Source organism: Actinomadura geliboluensis, from assembly GCF_005889745.1.
In the GTDB taxonomy this organism is placed as follows: domain Bacteria; phylum Actinomycetota; class Actinomycetes; order Streptosporangiales; family Streptosporangiaceae; genus Spirillospora; species Spirillospora geliboluensis.
In genome coordinates this window covers 15575-31825 of record NZ_VCKZ01000044.1, presented here as the reverse complement: position 1 = coordinate 31825, position 16251 = coordinate 15575, and the positions used below count along the sequence as shown (strand labels likewise).

General features: G+C 70.3%; 13 protein-coding genes and 1 pseudogene. 11 read left to right on the top strand and 3 right to left on the bottom strand.

Annotation, left to right across the window (positions count from 1 at the left end):
- Positions 1–71: 71 nt before the first annotated feature.
- From ETD96_RS09300 to ETD96_RS09265, 8 genes are all read left to right on the top strand, one after another.
- A complete protein-coding gene (locus ETD96_RS09300) occupies positions 72–3506 on the top strand; it encodes an NACHT domain-containing protein (RefSeq protein ID WP_138635899.1) in 3435 nt (1144 codons plus the stop codon).
- Positions 3507–3555: 49 nt separating this feature from the next.
- Positions 3556–5772 (top strand): DUF4132 domain-containing protein, encoded by a 2217-nt coding sequence (locus tag ETD96_RS09295; protein ID WP_171068939.1) that lies wholly within the window; start codon positions 3556–3558, stop codon positions 5770–5772.
- 115 nt (positions 5773–5887) lie between these two features.
- Entirely contained in the window at positions 5888–6547 is a 660-nt protein-coding gene (locus tag ETD96_RS09290; protein ID WP_138635897.1) for a hypothetical protein, read from the top strand.
- A gap of 12 nt (positions 6548–6559) precedes the next feature.
- Positions 6560–7300 carry an ATP-binding cassette domain-containing protein gene (locus ETD96_RS09285; RefSeq protein WP_138635896.1) on the top strand — a complete coding sequence of 247 codons (741 nt, stop codon included), beginning with the start codon at positions 6560–6562 and terminating at the stop codon, positions 7298–7300.
- Between the two features lie 471 nt (positions 7301–7771).
- Complete coding sequence (locus ETD96_RS09280; RefSeq protein ID WP_138635895.1) at positions 7772–8194, top strand: hypothetical protein; 423 nt, start codon at positions 7772–7774, stop codon at positions 8192–8194.
- Positions 8187–9377 (top strand): hypothetical protein, encoded by a 1191-nt coding sequence (locus ETD96_RS09275; RefSeq protein WP_138635894.1) that lies wholly within the window; start codon positions 8187–8189, stop codon positions 9375–9377. The genes ETD96_RS09280 and ETD96_RS09275 overlap by 8 nt, the downstream gene beginning before the upstream one ends.
- Positions 9374–9970, top strand: a complete 597-nt coding sequence (locus ETD96_RS09270; RefSeq protein WP_138635893.1) for a hypothetical protein — start codon at positions 9374–9376, stop codon at positions 9968–9970. Before ETD96_RS09275 ends, ETD96_RS09270 begins: the two co-directional genes overlap by 4 nt.
- Before the next feature lie 2 nt (positions 9971–9972).
- Positions 9973–10869, top strand: a complete 897-nt coding sequence (locus ETD96_RS09265) for a hypothetical protein (protein ID WP_138635892.1) — start codon at positions 9973–9975, stop codon at positions 10867–10869.
- Between the two features lie 52 nt (positions 10870–10921).
- Here ETD96_RS09265 and ETD96_RS09260 read toward each other — a convergent pair whose 3' ends face one another.
- Positions 10922–11542 (bottom strand): TetR/AcrR family transcriptional regulator, encoded by a 621-nt coding sequence (locus ETD96_RS09260; RefSeq protein WP_138635891.1) that lies wholly within the window; start codon positions 11540–11542, stop codon positions 10922–10924.
- Positions 11543–11651: 109 nt separating this feature from the next.
- Here ETD96_RS09260 and ETD96_RS09255 point away from each other — a divergent pair, with 109 nt between their 5' ends.
- On the top strand, positions 11652–12671 hold the full coding sequence (locus ETD96_RS09255; RefSeq protein WP_138635890.1) for a hypothetical protein: 1020 nt from the start codon (positions 11652–11654) through the stop codon (positions 12669–12671).
- A 264-nt stretch (positions 12672–12935) separates the two neighbouring features.
- Here the strand turns inward: ETD96_RS09255 and ETD96_RS09250 are convergent, their stop codons facing one another.
- A complete protein-coding gene (locus tag ETD96_RS09250; RefSeq protein ID WP_138635889.1) occupies positions 12936–13517 on the bottom strand; it encodes a TetR/AcrR family transcriptional regulator in 582 nt (193 codons plus the stop codon).
- Positions 13518–13892: 375 nt separating this feature from the next.
- On the opposite strand from ETD96_RS09250, the pseudogene ETD96_RS47900 reads away from it, so the two are divergent.
- Positions 13893–14378, top strand: a pseudogene (locus ETD96_RS47900) (sensor histidine kinase); the annotation flags it as partial.
- A gap of 144 nt (positions 14379–14522) precedes the next feature.
- Complete coding sequence (locus ETD96_RS44510; RefSeq protein ID WP_171068940.1) at positions 14523–15269, top strand: LuxR C-terminal-related transcriptional regulator; 747 nt, start codon at positions 14523–14525, stop codon at positions 15267–15269.
- A 184-nt stretch (positions 15270–15453) separates the two neighbouring features.
- Here ETD96_RS44510 and ETD96_RS09240 read toward each other — a convergent pair whose 3' ends face one another.
- The gene (locus ETD96_RS09240; protein WP_138635887.1) at positions 15454–16191 is read right to left on the bottom strand and encodes a hypothetical protein; all 738 of its coding nucleotides are present in this window, start codon (positions 16189–16191) and stop codon (positions 15454–15456) included.
- Positions 16192–16251 lie beyond the last annotated feature (60 nt).

The following is a 16251-nucleotide window of genomic DNA, read 5'->3' as shown; positions in this document are numbered from 1 at the left end:
GCGGGCCTCGGCGCGATTAGGTGTGTACTGCCGGGCCTTGTCGTCGGACGCGGGGGCTGACCGTCGTGCGGATGCTGAAGTACCTGGGCCGCGCCCTGATCGCGGCGTCGTTATCGGTCGCGGCGGGGGTGGCGGTCAACCAGATCCTCAACAACGGGAAGCTGAGCTGGAGCTGGGGCTATCTGGCCCTCGTCTTCACGGTGCTGGGCGGGCTCGTGCAGGCGGCACCGCAGGCCGCGCAGCCGCCTTCGGAGGACGGCCCGCCGCCCGCACCCCGGAGGCGGGCGGGATCGCGGCGCGAGTACCTGCGGCGGATGCGCTCGACGGTCGACCAGATGGAGACGATCGGCCTGGTCACGCAGGCGGAGTTCGTGCTGCGGACCCGGCAGGTCTACGTCGACGTCATGCTGCGGCCGAGGACGGTCACCGACGTGGTGACCGACACCGGCATCGGTCCCGGCCCGGCTGAGGGGGCCGGTCGGCGGGCGTCACTGGCGTCCTTCCTCGCCGGGGGCCGGATGCTGGCGGTGCTGGGCGCGGCCGGCTCCGGCAAGACGACCCTCGCCCGCCACACGGCGCTGGAGATGGTGGAGCGGCGCCGGTTCGGGTTGCGGCGCCGCGGGCGGCTGCCCGTGCTCCTCTACCTGCGTGACCACGCGGCGTCCGTCCTGGGTGACGAGCCCGGCGGGCTCGCGCAGATCGCGGCGGCGGCGCCCTGGCTGAACGGCGCCGTCTCGGCCGAGTGGCTGGAGCATCGGCTGGAGCGGGGCCAGTGCGTCGTCCTGCTGGACGGCCTGGACGAGGTCGCCGACGCGCGGCACCGCGGCCGCGTGGTGCAGTGGATGGAGGAGCAGTACAGCCGCTACCCGGACAACGCGTTCGTGGTCACGTCCCGGCCCGGCGGCTACGACGGCAACCGGCTGTCGCGCGCCGACGTCCTGCAGGTGCAGCGGTTCACGTCGCGGCAGATCCGGGACTTCCTGCACGCCTGGTACCGGGCGATCGAGCACCGCTCCCGGGAGGGCGACGCACGGGGTATCGACCTGGTCGCCGCCCGGTCCGCCGACGACCTGTTCCACCGGATCAGCGGCCGTCCGACGCTCTACGACATGGCCGCGAACCCGCTGCTGCTCACGATGATCGCCAACGTGCACCGGTACCGGGGCAGCCTGCCGGGCAGCCGCGCCGCCCTGTACGAGGAGGTCTGCCAGGTCCTTCTCCACCGGCGGCAAGAGGCCAAGAACCTCGGCGCCGGCGAGGTGGAGGAACTGAGCGGCGACAAGAAGGAGCGGATCGTCCAGGAGCTGGCCTGGTACATGATGCGCCGCAAACTCCGGGACATCCCCGCCGAGGAGGCCGAACGCGCGATCCGCACCGTGCTGCAACGCACTGCACCCGACATCACTCCCGAGGCGTTCCTCCGCTATGTCAGACGCAGCGGCCTGCTGCTGGAGCATCAGTACCGGCACTACGGTTTCGCGCACCTGACCTTGCAGGAGTACCTGGCGGCGGCATTGGTTCCCGGGCATGCGTCCCGCCGCCAACTGCTCGTGGAGAACGTCAGTGATCCTGCCTGGCGCGAGACCACGCTGCTCTGGGCCGCCCGCGCCGACGCCAGTCCCGTCGTAGAAGCGTGCCTGGAGGCGCGCACGGTGACCGCCCTCAGCCTCGCCTATGCCTGCCTGGACGAGGCCCGCGAAGTCGATCCCGCGCTACGCGCCCGTCTCGACGAACTGCTGAACACGACGTCCGACGACCCCGATGAGATCCGGCTGCTGGACGGAGTCGCCGCCGCGCGCGCTCTGCAGGACACCCACGCCCTCGACGACACCGGCACCCGCATCTGCGCAGACCCCGTCCCCAACGAACTGTGGGCCCGCTACGCGTCGCACGTCGGCAACGACTCCAACGTCCCCGAGCCGGGGGCCGACCTCTGGTCCACCGACATCCCGCCCTTCCTCTTCTGGCTCAACGGCCTGTTCGGTGACGGCACCGGCTACCGCCTCCCGACGCCGTCCGAGGCGAGCCATGCGCTCGGCAGCGACCTCTACCCCGCCGACCGGACGGGCCTCTACGCGGCGGACGGCGACTGGACGAGCGGCCAGGGCAGAACGCGCGTCGTCACCGCCGCTCCCGACCTGCATCCCCACCGCCCGGCACGATGGCAGATCGCCGCCTACCCGGAGCTGATCCTCGACCACACGCACTTCGTCATCAGGGTGCTCGCCCCGTTCGCCCAGATGACCTTCTGGCAACTCGCCGCGTACGCCGGCGACCGCCGTCTCATGGGGACGGAGCAGCGGCTCCTGCACGCCATCGACCTCGCTCTCGATCTCGCCTTCAGCAGCGAGCCCGCCCATGGCCTCACCCGTGACCGCGCCTCGGAGAAGGCCCGCGCGCTCGGTCTCGACATCGACCTCGACGATCGCCCCGCCCCGCCGAGCATCGTCGACATGATGTTCCGCAACGCCATCGGCCGGGCCCTCGACCATGCGCGCGACCTCCACCGCGACCACGATGCCCACTTCGCCGCCGACCGCGACTTCACCCCGGGCAGGATCGAGGCCCTCCTCCCCGCCCTCGAAATCCTGCTGATGTACGACGCCGGCCACCGCGGCCTGCCCTCCAGCGCCCCGGGCTCCAGCGCCGTCCCCGTGATCCCCACCGCGCTCGCGCAGACCGCGCACCATGTCCCCGTCGACGAACTGAACCGCGCCCTCGACCGCGCCCTCGACCGGGCACTGGGGCTCGCCCACGAGGCCGGGGCCTGGTTTCCCCGCAGCGGCACCGTCGTTCCGACCCGCGACATCCCCCGTGCTCTGGAACGCGCCCGCCGCGATGACGCCCCGGTTCCCGGTCCCGTTCCCATCCTGGTCCTCGCGCGCGACCTCGCTCTCGCTCAGGCCCGTGCCGTCGACTACGACTCCGACGGCAGTCGGCCCCACGCCGACTACGTGGCCCGCGACCTCGCCTTCGCCCAACTCGGCGCGTCCAGCGGTCTCGGGACCCAGGGCGTGGTCGCCATGGGGCTCGCCTGCGCCCAGCTGACGCACTGCTTCACGGCGCACGCGTTCGAGGACGGCACCGGTCGCCGCCGCCGGAGGGAGGAGGAGGCGTCGCTGACCCGGTACCTGGGCAAGCTGCTGACCGCTCAGACCCTGCCGTCGGTGCCGCCCTCCGACGACCCGGCGGTGACGCTCGGCCGGGCCCAGCTCCTCGCCCAGCGGCGGGGCGAACGGGCCCTGGAGACGTTGATCGCGAACGCGTCCGTCCTGTCCGCCCCGCTGTGGGACCCGAACCGCCCCGCGCGGCAGGAGGACCTCGTGTGGGCGGCGACGTCGGTCCTGGCCGCGCTCACCCTCGTGGGCGAGGAGGAGCCGGACGAGGAGTTGGCCGAGGTGCTCCGCAGCGTCCTGGCCACGCTGATCGCCTTGACACCCCAAGCCTCCGGCTATGGCGAGCCGGAGCCCCGGGTGCGCAAGCAGCTCGTCCTGGTGCGGGGCTGAGCGGGGGGATTCGCGGTCGTCCGTCGGAGACGTGCCCTACGGTCGGGGCATGGAAGATCAACTCCAGGCGGGCGAGAACGGGTCGGTCATCCCGGACGCTCCTCCGGCCGCCCTGCCCCGCCCGCTGGCCGACCCGCCGTGGCTGCGCGCGGGCGAGCGGCCCCGCCCGGTACCCGTCGAGGGCCTCACGCCTCCCGACGGCGTCCGGATGCGCTGGCTGCCCGGCGAACGGGAGGAGTGGTCCAAGACCGACCACCGGCACCACGTACCGTCGACCGACGACTGGGACGCGCTGGTCGACGAGTTCCGCCGCGGGCGGGCCGGCGGCTACGGGCTCGGCGTCCTCACCTACGGCCCGGAGGAGAAGGTCAGGCCGCTGCTCGGCGCCTGGAGGCCGCAGCTCTGGGAGGCCGAGATGTGGCTGCGGCCGACCGTGGCGCGGTTCGAGGCCGACGCCCTCCCCGTCGCGCTGCGGATCGCCGAGAAGGACATGAAGGGTCTCGGCGACCGGGCACTGCCGTTCTTGGACGCGGAGCTGGCCCGGTTGATGGCCGAGCGCCTGTCCCGTCCGAAGAAGGGACGCGATGTCGCGCTCTCCTGGTTCGACCGGCACGGTCTGGACGCGGTGCCGCTGCTCGTCCCGGCCGCAGTGGGCAAGCCCGGCAAGCCACAGCGCGAGGCAGAGGAGGCCCTGCGCCTCCTGGCCGACACCCACGGAACGGACAAGGTCGTAGACGAGGCGGCGCGCGCGCACGGCGACAAGGCGGCCGCAGCCCTCCACGCGATGCTCGCGATAGACCCCTTGGACGTCCTGCCCGACCGCATACCGCCCGTCCCCGATTGGGCCGACGTGCAAGACCTCCCCCAGGTCAGGCTCCGGGCCCGGAACAGCGCGCTCCCCGCCGACGCCACCCGCCATCTGCTGACAATGCTGGCCATCTCCTCACCCGTACAGGTCTACGCGGGCATCGCGATCGTCAAGGAGGCATGCGACCCGGCGTCCATCGCATCGTTCTCCTGGGAGCTCTTCCGGTTGTGGCAGCAGAACGGCGCTCCCGCCAAGGACGGCTGGGCGCTGGCACAACTCGGCTGGCTCGGCGACGACGACACGGCCCGCAGGCTGGCCCCGCTGATCCGGACATGGCCCGGCGAGGGCGGCCACGCCAAGGCGGTCGCCGGGCTGGACGTCCTCACCGCGATCGGCGGCGAAGTCGCCCTCATGCACCTCTACGGGATCGCGCAGAAGGTCAGGTTCAAGGCCCTGAAGGCGCGCGCGCAGGAGAAGGTGCAGCAGGTCGCCGACAAGCTGGGTCTGACGTCCGACGAACTGGGCGACCGCCTGGTCCCCGACTTCGGCCTGGACGAGAACGGCGGGCTCGTCCTGGACTACGGCCCGCGCCGCTTCCTCGTCGCCTTCGACGAGCACCTCAAGCCATTTGTGACCGACGAGGACGGCACCCGCCGCAAAACGCTCCCCAAGCCGGGCGCCAACGACGACGAGGAACTCGCCCCGGCCGCCCACCAGCGCTTCGCCGCGCTGAAGAAGGACGTCCGCACGGTCGCCGCCGACCAGATCCGCCGCCTGGAGTCGGCGATGACCGCCCAGCGCCGCTGGACGGCCCCGGAGTTCCGCCGCTTCTTCGCAGGGCATCCGCTCGTCTCCCACATCGCCCGCCGCCTGGTCTGGCTCGCGGAGGGCGGCGGCACCGCGACCACGTTCCGCATCGCCGAGGACGGCACCCTCGCGAACGCCGACGACGAAGCGATGAGGCTGCCGGACGACGCCACCGTCCGCATCCCGCACCCGCTGGAGTTCCGCGACACCCTCGCCGCCTGGACGGAGCTCTTCGCCGACTACGAGATCCTCCAGCCGTTCCCGCAACTGGACCGCGCCGTCCACACCCTCACCGAAGCCGAACGCGCCGCCCGGCGACTGGACCGCCTTCAGGGCCTCACCATCCCGGCCACGGCCGTCCTCGGGCTGGAAAGGCGCGGCTGGCGGCGCGGCGCCGCCATGGACGCCGGGCTCCAGTGGTCCATCTACCGAGAGACCCCCGGCGGCCTGTACGTCAACGTCAAGCTGGACCCGGGAATGGCCATCGGCAACCTGGACGACAGGGGCCCCCAACAAATGCAGGTGATCCGCCTGGACGACCACCCGGAAGACGGCTACTGGAACGACACCCGCACAGGCCGCCCCCTAGGCGACCTGGACCCGATCACGACCTCCGAGGTGATGGCCGAACTCACCGAAGCCGCGTCCTGAGGCGTCCACGACGACTCATCCCGCACATCACACATGACCACTCTGCCCCGCGATGGTTTACCGTGATCGCGTCGCTCCGGGCAGTCATGAGCATGCGACCACAGGAGGGAGGGCCGTGAAAGTCACCCTGCTGTGGACCATTCCCCTGGGCATTCTGCTGCTCGTGGCCGCCGAGTGGGCATTGCTGGCGAATCCCGGAGGACGGCTCGTCGGGCTGGTCGTGCTGGCTGTACTGCTGGGTTTCATCGGCGTGTTCGTGTTGGCGCCGGTCACCCTCGCGGCCGGTGCCATGGCCGACCGCTGGGGCATCGCGGCGGCGATGCTCCTGACGGGCGCCTGCCTTTCGGTGGCGGTTCTGGCCATCATCGGCTCGATCGAACGCGCCAAGCCCGGATACGTCTGGAAGTACGGCACGCCGACCAGCGTCGCCATTCCCTACGACTGGACCTGCTCATTGTCCGGGTACACATGCGCGGGCTCCTGGACGGCCGGCGGAAAGACGGTGCGCGGAGGCGTCACGATGTCCAGGGCCGAGCATCGCACCCTCCGCTCACCGATGGCGGTCACCGCGGACGGCACGTACCAACTGGAGGCGCGCGCCTTGGGAAATCGCGCCAGCACCGTTGGGCTGCATATAGACCCCGCAAGCTCCGTCGCGCTGGGCAAGGTCCCCGAATGGACGGGCTGGACCGCAGGCGCGGTCGGTATCGGCGCCGCCCTGTTCGCGATCGTCTTCCCCCGGCGCACGTTCAGAACCGCCCCCGAAGAAGGATGACCCGGCCGTCCAATGCCTGCCGAACTGCGTGAACTGACCGTCCACATCGATACCGGCCGGTGGAACGAAACCGTCCTGGACGCCGTCGACCTCGTCGTCCCGGACGGGAAGATCACCGCGCTGCTCGGCGAGTCCGGCTGCGGCAAGTCGATGGCCGCCGCCGCACTCACCGGCTCGCTCCCCGACTCCGCCCGCACCACCGGCCAGGTGCGCATCAACGGCGAGCCGGTGCACGGACGGCGCCAGTGGCTCCGCCTTCGGGCCGGCACCGTCAGCCTGCTCCCCCAGGCCGGCGTAACGGCCTTCCACACCGAAGACCCCGTAGGCGCACAACTGCGCGTCCTCGAAGAGCGGTATCGGCGCTGGAGCCTCGACCGCGCCTGCGCAGCCGCCGGATACCCGACCGAACTGCTCGATCTCTACCCGAACCAGCATTCGGGCGGCCAGATCCAGCGCGCCGCACTCGCCGCCGCGCTCCTGCCCGAACCGCGCGTCCTCATCGCGGACGAACCGACGGCCTCGCTCGACATGGAGACCGCCTACGGCGTGTGGGTCACCCTCCGCCGCTACGCCGACGCCGGAGCTGCCGTCCTGGTCATCACCCACGACGTCCCGATGCTCACCGCGACCAGAGTCGCCGACTACATCGCCCTCATGCGCAGCGGAAAGATCGTCGCCACGGGCGACCTAGCCGACCTGGCAGCCCTGGAAGACCCGTACATACGCGGCTTCTTCCAACCAACCGCCCCCTGACCATCAAGAGTCAGCCGGACGGAGTACCACGTCGGCGGACCAGCGGAAGATAGACCTCATCAACGTCTCAACGAGGACTTCGAGCGACCGATGTCGGCCACCGCGGGACCGTCTGCGACCGAAAGGGTGAACGGCCGATTCGTTGAGAATTCCTGGTCGTGATCTGCGTCTCTGCGGGGAATCCGACACACCTACATGTCCGCACATTTATGGACAGCAACTCCGAAACCGGTCGCGTCGACACCCGCCCGTTTCGGCAGGCAAGACGGCCGTGAGGCGAAACACATTCAGGTTACGGCCTGTGCGGTACATCCGGAAACCTCGCCATTTGCGACCGAAACGAGGGCAAGTGTTCCCTGGCCGCGACCTTCCCGATGCGCGATAACCCTGGAAGATCCACGATTACCGGCCCATAATGAGGCCTGAATTAGGGACACGGCGACCGCGAGAGACCGGGGAAGGTGCAGCGACATGGATCCCGCGCTGGCAGGGCTCGCCGGCGCGGTCGCGGCGGCCCTCGTGGAGGCCATGACGACCGATTTCTGGGGCACCGCGAGGAGCCGGCTCGCCCGGATCGTCGGTCGCGGCGCGCACACCGCCGAGTCGGACCTGACCCGCGAGTTAGAGGAGTCGGCGGGCAGGGTGAGCCGGAGCTCCCCGCCAGAGCAGGCGGCCATGGCGGCCGAACAGGCGAGATGGACGGCCCTGCTGACGGCTTTCCTAGCCGAGCACATGGATGCTTCGACCGAACTGCAGGACTTCGTCAGGCATGTCCGCGAGTCATTGCCCGACACGGACGCCGTCCATGTCATCCAGAACATCACCACCGGCCGGAACGCCTTCATCGCCGGCAGGGACCAGCACATATCCCTGACCTTGGACGACGATGGGTGAAGAACTCGAACATCCGGCTCCCACCCAGCAGGTGTGGGCGAGACGCGACGCGTTCGTCGCGGCCCGAGACATCTACGTCACCGCGGTGATGGGTAGCACGTCGCAATCGTCCGCGGCCACGGGAAGCGCCTTCAAGCGCGAACGGCCCCTCTTCGTCCAGTACACGAATCCAGAAATCCTGGCGTGCTACGGCATCGATGCCACCGAAAGGCACGCGGCGCTCACTCTGACCCAGGCACTGGACGCCACCCGACTGGCCCTGCTCATGACCGAACGGCACCTCCTCATTCCCGCGTCCTACATCTTCGAGATCCCCTGGTACCCGATCTTCCTCGGGTGCGTGGAGCCGCTGGTTCGGGCGGGTGCGCTCCGCTACGTCGCGCCGGTCCCGGACCTCGCCGACTACCGGGAGATGAAAGTCCACGAGTACCGCCGGGACCGGCACAACCCCTACCGCCACACCGGCTTCCGGGGAATCTGCGCCGATCCCGACTTCCGTTGGGCTCCTCGGCACGGCGGCGGGACGGCCGCCGGAATCGGCGAACTGTGGCGCGCGGCTCTGCAGCCCGGCGGCGAGTTGCACCGTGTCGCGCGCGGAACCGCGCGCAGATGGCACCGGCCGCGGGGACGCGCCGAACGGCTGCTCGCGCGGACCCCCGAACGGCTGGAGGGGCAGGCGTTCATCGCACGGTTCGTGGAGCGCACGCTGCCCGTACCCCTTTCACCCGCCGAAAGCACATCGCTCGCCTTCTTCCTTTCCCGCGCCTACTTGCGCAGCTACCTGATCGACCTGGACGCCGCCGTCCTTGCGGACCTCCCCGCAGGCGACCTGACCTGCGGTCTCGCTCACAGGTCGGCGGACATGGACGGCAGACTCCCCTCTGCGCGGCGGCTCGACACCGTGCTCCGCTGGCTCGGCATCCGGGACTTCGTCCACCGCATCGCCGAGTGGGACGAACTGCTGCGGTTGCGCTCCCTGCCCGGATTCGGACTCGTCATCGACCGGGCCTACGACGAGACCTCACTGGACGCGCTGCGGATCGCGGTTCTCGCGGTCCGCGAATCACGCGGATTCCGGCTCGCCCGCACCTATGCCGAGGCGAAGTCGAACGTGCAGGCCGTGGCCGGCACCATGGCCGATTTCACGCTCAACGCCAGGACACCATGGAGAGACGATCGATGACCATATCCATATACTGCTCCGGCTCCATCATGAAGGGCACGGGGGACGAGAAGAAACTCTGCTGGTCGGACATCGAGCGGCTGGAGGTCGCAAAAGGCGCCGCACCTCGCGAGGTCGTGTTCCTGAACCCGGACGATCCCATCACCGATCCGTCCAACACGCTCGGCCAGTTCGGCCGCGACATGTACCAGGTGATGGTCGCGACGGCGGTCGTCGTTGACGCCCGCGAACGGCGCGGTATCGGCATCGGCGTGGAGATGACCGCCGCAGCCCTCCTCGGCACTCCGATCATCGTCGTGGCCCCGCGCAACTCCAAGTACCGGGCGGACGAGCTGGAATACCGCGGCGTCCTGGTCCGCGATTACGTCCACCCGCATGTGGCCGCACTGGCCTCCGCGGTCGTCGACGACTTCCTGAGCGCCGGGGAACTCCTTCCGGAACTGGCGCCGCAAAAGGCGCGTGAGACGCCCCCGCTACCCGGCTGGCTCGAAGAGGCCATCACGGAGTACCGCGACAACGTCCTGCCCGGCGACCCGCCCATGCTGGCCGCTCTGGAGCGACTCAACGAGCCGTCGTTCAGCATGGGACGCTGACCGTGATCACCGAGCTGGAACGGAGCAGCGCGGAACGCATCGGGGACGGCCCACGGCTCTACCTAGTCCACAACAACCCTCTTGAGGAATTGCTCTTCGACCGCAACCTCATGGGGGCCGGGTTCCGCCGGGCCTGCCTTCGTTCCAGCCGGTGTTTCATCGCCCATCTAGCCGACGAGTTGAGCCCTGACGAGACCGCCGAACTGGTGATCCTGAGCAAGGGCCTGACGTACCAGCTCGCGGAGGCCGTCTCGGCGGAGACAGGGCACAACCTGCCCACGAACCTCATCGCGACGTCACGGACGGCGGTCGCTCACGACACCGCCCGTATCGAGGTGCCGTACTGCTGCTTCGAGGCACCGGCCGAAACACTGCTCATCGGCGACACCGTCGCGTCCGGCGAGACCATCATCACCGCGCTACGCCGTTTCCTTGACGTCCATCCGCTCCGACGCGTCTTCGTCATCTCCTATGCGGGGACGCTCGTGGGCGCCACGAGAATCGCCGAGTTCTGTGCCGACCGCGGCATCGAGGCGACGTTCCTGTACGGTCTCGCAGCGTTCGGCCTGGGAGACAACGGCTTCGACCTGTCGTTCCTTCATCCCGAGACGGTCACGCGGCCCGGGTACGCCGCGCGGGCCCGCGAGCAGTTCTCCGGACGGCCGGTGTCGGCGGTCGGCTGGGACTTCGGCTCCCAATCCATGGCTCCGCGTAAATACCGGCACCTGACCTGGGTCGAGTCGCAGGTCTGGGGCCTCACCGGCGCCGAATGCCTCAAGGTCGCCGAAGCGCCCGACGACTGGTCGGAACTCGTCCACGAGCGGGCCGCCTACGAGCATGCCCTTCTGACGGGCGAGGCCGGGAGTGCAGGTTCCTTGGAGCAGTACCGGGGGCGGTAGAGGCCGTGCACCAACCTTCAAGACTCTTGTCAAATGACCAATGTCTTGTAAGTCAGTCGGACGGCGTGCCGCGTCGGCGCACCAACGGAAGATAGACCTCGTCAACGATCTCAACGAGGACCTCGTCAGGGGCGGTGGGCACACCGCGCACCACGAACTCGTTGCGCAGCAGAACGATCGCCACGGTCGCGACGCGCGGATGGAGCGCCTCCGGAGCCGCTTCACCGCGCGCCACAGCACGCCCGAGGATGGTCAGCCAGGAGGCGGCCACGGCATCGGCCGACTGGTCCGGTAGCTGCGCCAGGAGTTCTGACGCCCCGCCGGCCGCCGCGAGCAGGTCGCGCAGGATCGAGCCGAGCGGCGAACTCCAGTGGCGGTTCGCCCGGCGGAGCTGCTCAAGGACGTCGTCCCGCAGATTGCCGGTGTCGGGCGGCTGGACGCTCTTGGTCAGCCGCCGGTAGGCGGCGATGCCGAGGGCCAGCCGGTTCGGCCAGCGGCGGTAGATCGCGTTCTTGTTGGTGCGGGCGCGTTCGGCGACGCGGTCCATGGTCAGCCCCGCGAACCCGGACTCGGTGAGCTCCGCGACGGCGGCGTCGAGGATCGCCTCCTCCAGCACGGCGCCGCGGCGCCGCGTCTGCCCGTGCTCTGGTCGCCTTGCCGGATCGTCCGCCATGCCCTCGTCCCGTATTCGGTACCGCCCGTTCCTCGCCAAGGTTGGCGTCGCCCTCGCACGGGGGCAACTAAGGTACGGTGAGTACCCTAATCTCAAGAGAGGACCCCCCATGCGCGGCAAGGGCATCACGTACGACACCGGGTTCATCCGCAACGGGCAGAACTCGCGCGGACACTTCGATCCGGCGCTGGCCGAGCGCGAACTGCGCATCATCCGGGACGACCTGCACTGCAACGCCGTCCGCGTCACCGGCGGCGACCCCGCGCGGCTGGAACTGGCCGCCACGCTCGCCGCCGACCTCGGCCTGGAGGTCTGGTTCTCGCCCTACCCGCTGGAGCTGACCACCGAGGAGATGCTGACGCTCTTCGCCGACTGCGCCGAACGGGCCGAGCGCCTCCGGCTGCGGGGCGCGGAGGTCGTGTTCGTGGCGGGCGCCGAACTGAGCCTGATGAACAAGGGCTTCCTCCCCGGCGACTCCCTGGACGAGCGGGTCGAACTCCTGAGCCGCCCGAAGGGGCTGCGCGAGCTGGTCACCGAGGCCAGTGCCCGCGTCAACGCCTTCCTAAGCGACGCGGTGAAGCTCGTCCGCGAACGCTTCGGCGGCCGGGTCACCTACGCCGCCATCCACCTCGACTTCGTGGACTGGACACCCTTCGACATCGTCTCCATGGACCTCTACCGCTCCGCCGACATCGCGGACCGGTTCGCCGAAGGCGTCCGCGCACTGGTCGCACAGGGCAAGCCGGTCGCGATCACCGAGTTCGGCTCCTCCTGCTTCCGCGGCGCAGGCGACGTGGGCGCGCGCGGCCTGGAGATCGTCGAGTACGACGAGGACACCGGCGCACCCGTCCGGCTCGACGGCGAGTACACCCGCGACGAAGCCGGCCAGGCCGCGTACCTGAGCGAGTCGCTGGACGTCTTCGAGGCCGAGGGCGTCGACAGCGCCTTCGTGTTCATCTTCGCCCTCTACGACCACCCGCACCGCCCCGGCTGCGACCCCCGCTACGACCTGGACCTGGCCAGCTACGGCATCGTCAAGGTCCTCGAAGACGGCCACGGCACCACCTACCCCGACATGCCCTGGGAGCCGAAGGCCGCCTTCACCGCCGTCGCCGCCCACTACCGCTGACGCGCTCAGCCCACGTTCGTCCCGCGCACATCGGGCGCATACAGCCGAACCTCCACGCCGAGCGGGCCGATCAGCGGGTAGACGACGTCCAAGCCAAGACCCCCATGACCGCATTCTTGGCCGCTGAACCCCCGCGCCCTCATCGCGGACGAACCGACGGTCCGCCGTACGCCGACGTCAGAGCCGGCGTCCTGGCCATCACTCACGACGTCCCGATGCTCACCGCCACGGCCAGGGAGCCGTGGCACGAGGGTTATGGGGCACTCAGGGTCTTGGGAACATTCCGGCGAAGGCGGCGTCGAGGAGACGGTCGATGTAGTCGTGGGTGATGGGTTCCTGGACGAAGAGGAACCGGTAGTACAGGGCGCCCGAGAGCAGGTCCATCGCCAGGTCGAGGTCGAAGTCGGGGGCGATCTGGCCCTGCTCCTGGGCAGACCGGAGACGACGCAGGAAGTCGTCGGTCTGCTGCCGGATGAAGCGTTGCTTGTGCCCGGCGGCGACGTCGGGATCATGCTGGGCCTCGCCGAGGAGGGCGCGGTACAGCGGACCCCAGGGCGGCTGGGCCAGCAGTTCCGTGGCCTTGATCATCACCTCGCGCGTGTCGGCCACGATGTCGCCGGTGTCGCGGTGGACCAGGTCCTCGGTGTTCAGGCTGAGGACCGCGTCGAGGAAGAGCATCCCCTTGGACGGCCAGCGGCGGTAGATCGTGTGCTTGCCGACGCCGGCCCGGGACGCCACCGCCTCGATGCTGAGCTTGGCATAGCCCGACTCCAGGGCCAGGTCGCGGGTGGCCTGCATGATCGCTTCGGTCCGCTCGGCCGAAAGGGCGGCACGGTGGTCGGTCATGCCGCCCACTCTAACGGCACGGCACGTGCCGTGTTGACAGCATCGAGCCGGGTGCGCCACGCTGACATCACGGCACGGCCCGTGCCGTGCCGCCCCTGGGCGCCCCCGGCGAGCCGTCCAGAAGGCCCCTGATGCAAAGGAGACCCCGATGGTCACGGAGATGCCGTCGAACCCGCCGCCGATCAGCGCCGCGGCGGCCTGCCGAAGGAGCACCGGCGGCCCACGGCCGGCAGAAGGGCGGGGCAGGTGACGGAGTCGGCGACCGGCCCGGCACCCGAGCCCGCCGGCCGTCCGAGCGCGTACGGTGACGGCGGCGCGGTGGCGCGGGAGCGCACTCGCATCGCCCTTGAGCTGCACGACACGGTCGCGCACCACATGTCCCTGACCCTCGTCCGGGCCGAGGCGGCGCTACGGAACGTTCCCGACCTGCCGGACGCGGCGAGGCAGGCGCTGGAGGCGGTGCGGGATGCCGCACGCGCGGCGCTCACCGACACCCGCCGCATCGTCGGGAAGCTGCGCGCCGGTGAGGCGGACGCCCCGCAGCCCTGCCTCGACCGGCTCGGTGAACTGGTCGGCGCGGCGCGCGGCGGCGGGCTGCTGGTGTCCAGCGCCGTCATCGGCGTGCCGCGCCCGCTGAGCGCCCGCGTGGATCTGGCGGCGTTCCGGATCGTGCAGGAGTCGCTCAGCAACGCCGTCCGGCACGCGCCGGGCGCATGCGTGAGCGTCGAGATCCGCTACGGAACCGGCGCGCTCACGGTCTCGGTCGAGGACGACGGTGCCCGGACCGCCGCCAAGCCCGTGCCCGGCGGAGGCCACGGCCTGGCGGGGATGCGCGAGCGGGCCGGAATGCTCGGCGGCACCCTCCAGGCAGGGCCGCGGGCAAGAGTGGGCTGGTCAGTCGTCGCCGAACTGCCGTACGACGAGCCCGGGACGGTCGTCCCCCTCCGTTCGGATGGACGGACCCACGGGCGGGGCCGGTCCGGTCACCGCGATCGCGCGGCCGCCGTGCGCGTCGTCCTCGCCGAGGGACTCGTCCTCCTCCGGGACGGGCTGGTCCGTCTGCTGGACGCGTCCGGGGCGGAGGTGGTGGAGGCGGTCGACAACGCCCCGTCGCTGCTGCGCGCGTTGACCGTGCACCGTCCGGAAGTGGCGGTGGTGGACGTCCAACTGGCTCCGACGTTCACCGATGAGGGCCTGCGCGCGGTGGCCGAGGCCCGCAGGCGGATGCCCGAGTTGCCCGTCCTGGTGCTCTCGCAGCACGTGGAGTTGTTCTCCGCGCGGGAACTGCTGTCCGACGGCAGCGGCGGCATCGGCTACCTGCTCAAGGACCGGGTCGCGGACGTGGGCCAGTTCGTGGACGCGGTACGGAGGGTGGCCGCCGGCGGCACCGTGCTCGATCCGAACGTGGTCGCCCAGTTGCTGAGCCGCCACGCCCGCGAGGAGCCGTTGCAGGCCCTGACGACGCGGGAGCGGGACGTGCTCAGGCTGATGGCGGAGGGCCGCTCCAACGCCGCCATCGCGTCGGTGCTGTCGGTGACCGAGAAGACGGTCAGCAAGCACACCGACAGGATCTTCGGAAAGCTCGGGCTACCGCCGTCCGAGGACGACAACCGGCGCGTGCTGGCAGTGGTCGCCTACCTCGACGCCGAACGCCCCGTCCCGGGCAAACCCGCCACCGGCGCGCCCGCAAGAGGACACATCGTCCCCTCACTTCGGACGCCGGGCTGGCACGACCTGGCACCAGCGCAATGACAGCCCGTTAGCCGGGCCTGGGCGGGCCCAAAGAGTGGGCGCCACAGCACGGCACACCGGCCGAACAACAGCCGCGCGGACGGGCGGGCGGACGCGGCCCCGGCACGGCGTCCAGGTCGCGGCCCGTTCCCACCGCCCGTGCAAGGCCACCCCGACTCCGGGACGTGCGGCGGGTTGCCGGAGATCACCAGTAGGGGTCGACCTGGTCCGCCACCGAAAACTCCGTCCCGCACTCGGGACATGTCGCCGCGCCGAACAGGCAGGTCAGCCGTACCGCCACGTCCTCCTGGCCGTGAGCGTGGGCAGTAGCGTGCAGGCGCTCGGCCAAGCCGCTCAGGGACTCGGGCTCCGACCGGCGCAGCGGGAGCTTGCGAACGTCCGCGTCCACGGCGTAGTCGCCGGCACAGGAGAAGTAGCCGTCATCGCCGAAGGCGACGAACAGCGTCACAGTGCATTCGGGGCATTCGATCTCGTACTCGTCGTCGTTGAGACCTTCGAGCCGATGCCCCCAGCGTTGGACGCCCTCGAAGGCCAGCACGGACTGCAGCAGGTACACGTACGTATGGCGGTCGGGCGCCGCAGGCAGCATGCGGGTGGTGATCCGTCCGAGCTCGGCGATGTCCGCCGCATGCCGCGCCCGGACGTCACCGGCATCGTGCGGCTGGTCTTCACCGGCCACGATCGCGGCGGCCAGCACGACCGCCATGGCGGCGTCGTCGTCCCGCACTCCCTCGGCGGACGCGATGCCCCGAAGCCGCGGCAGCGCAGCGAAGCTCGCGGAGTAGACCGTGCCCTGATGGCACAGTGCCGACCACAGATCGTTCCAGACCTGACCGTCGCCCTCGGTTCCGACCTGATCGAGGAGCCCGGGGATGTCCTCGGCGGAGCCATAGGCATGCGAAAGCCGCGACCAATCAATCATCAGGCGAGTAGATCACGGCGAACCACCTTCTCCGGCATGCCCGCTTCATCCGCCCGGACA

Coding starts and splice junctions, on each gene's coding strand:
- ETD96_RS09300 (WP_138635899.1), top strand. CDS start 72: ATGCTGAAGTACCTGGGCCGCGCCCTGATCGCGGCGTCGTTATCGGTC.
- ETD96_RS09295 (WP_171068939.1), top strand. CDS start 3,556: ATGGAAGATCAACTCCAGGCGGGCGAGAACGGGTCGGTCATCCCGGAC.
- ETD96_RS09285 (WP_138635896.1), top strand. CDS start 6,560: ATGCCTGCCGAACTGCGTGAACTGACCGTCCACATCGATACCGGCCGG.
- ETD96_RS09280 (WP_138635895.1), top strand. CDS start 7,772: ATGGATCCCGCGCTGGCAGGGCTCGCCGGCGCGGTCGCGGCGGCCCTC.
- ETD96_RS09275 (WP_138635894.1), top strand. CDS start 8,187: ATGGGTGAAGAACTCGAACATCCGGCTCCCACCCAGCAGGTGTGGGCG.
- ETD96_RS09270 (WP_138635893.1), top strand. CDS start 9,374: ATGACCATATCCATATACTGCTCCGGCTCCATCATGAAGGGCACGGGG.
- ETD96_RS09260 (WP_138635891.1), bottom strand. CDS start 11,542: ATGGCGGACGATCCGGCAAGGCGACCAGAGCACGGGCAGACGCGGCGC.
- ETD96_RS09255 (WP_138635890.1), top strand. CDS start 11,652: ATGCGCGGCAAGGGCATCACGTACGACACCGGGTTCATCCGCAACGGG.
- ETD96_RS09250 (WP_138635889.1), bottom strand. CDS start 13,517: ATGACCGACCACCGTGCCGCCCTTTCGGCCGAGCGGACCGAAGCGATC.
- ETD96_RS09240 (WP_138635887.1), bottom strand. CDS start 16,191: ATGATTGATTGGTCGCGGCTTTCGCATGCCTATGGCTCCGCCGAGGAC.